Source organism: Flavobacterium bomense, from assembly GCF_003970355.1.
The window spans coordinates 1-1,361 of the sequence record NZ_RYDJ01000118.1; the positions used below are offsets into that span (position 1 = coordinate 1).

At 30.1% G+C, this 1,361-nt stretch carries 1 protein-coding gene and 1 pseudogene; both read right to left on the bottom strand.

All coding sequences use genetic code 11. The annotated features are described in order from the left end of the window. Positions 1-371, bottom strand: a pseudogene (locus tag EKL98_RS16025) (carboxyl transferase domain-containing protein); the annotation flags it as partial. A 495-nt stretch (positions 372-866) separates the two neighbouring features. Further along, positions 867-1,361, bottom strand: a 495-nt coding sequence (locus EKL98_RS16030) for a YceI family protein (protein ID WP_148104443.1), incomplete at its 5' end; no start/stop codon positions are given.

The following is a 1,361-nucleotide window of genomic DNA, read 5'->3' on the forward strand; positions in this document are numbered from 1 at the left end:
TCCGTGAATAATAATACCTTCCCATTATTGATCAATCCGGGAAAAAACGCAGGAACATCAACCAAGACTAGTAATGGAATGTTGAAACAATCGCAAAAACGAGTGAAACGAGCTGCTTTTTTTGAACTTCTAACACCCAAAACACCAGCTAGAAAAAGTGGTTGATTAGCAGTAACCCCCACACTTCTTCCCGCTAATCTTGCAAAACCTACGATGATATTTTCGGCATAATTTTTATGAATTTCATAAAACGAATCTTCATCAATAATTCCCGAAATGACTTCGTGCATATCGTACGGTTTATGTGTACTATCTGGAATAATAGTCTCTAAATTCATTCGTATTTCGTCTCCTAAAACATAAGGAAATTTTGCATAGAGTTTGTTTATTACTTTGTAAACTCCAACCTCAAAACCCATTTCTTCTAACAAAACATCCAAGGGATTTGAAATAGCAACTTGATAAATGTTGTTATTGACTTTGATGGTATATTTTTTTTTATAGAAATGGGAATAGATAATTTCAGTTATGAAAGGGGGTTTATTTTGAAGAATGTGAAACTTGTTTTTTCAACACTAACAGCGTCTAATTTTGAGGTGTTTTCGGTATTGAAATCAAACTCAAAAGTTCCGTTAACTTTAACTTTAAAATCGGAACTCATAATTGTAAATATTATAAAATAAATTTAACAATAAAATTTCAATATTTAACAGTCAATATTACATTTACAAAGTCTATAAAATACTATTTAAAAAACGTATAAATTTATACAATTCCCTGATTTCTATTGAAATATAATGACGAAGGTAATGAATTCTAAAAGAATTTTCCAGTTTTAAAAACTTAAAAGTTAAAGCAAATTGAAATTATAATTTCTTCTCTAAGTCAAATTTTAAATCAATTTCTACTGTTTCAGCAATTTTACTTTTAACTACCGAAGGTATTTCAATATTATAATCTAAAGGTTTTACTTTTAATTTGCAGGTTGTAATTAGTTTTTCTCCAGATTTCACAAAAGTGATTTTAGTTTTCACTTTTTTGGTAACTCCATGTAAAGTTAAATCGCCTTCAACATCAAAAGTGGATTTTGCAGATGCTGCTTTTGAAACATCAAAATTAGTGATTTTTCCTTTGAATGATGCTTTTGGAAATTGATCACTTTCGATGTAATTCTCATTAAAATGTTCTTCCATTAATGGCACTTTAAATCTAAACCCCTTAACCAAAGCTAAAGCTGCGATTTCACCAGATGAAGTATCAAAAAGACAAGAAACTGTGTTATTCTTAGCCGCAACCTCCTCAAAAGCTGGCATTGATGCTTCAAATTTAATTTCGCCAGAGCGAGTCATTAACTTTTGAGA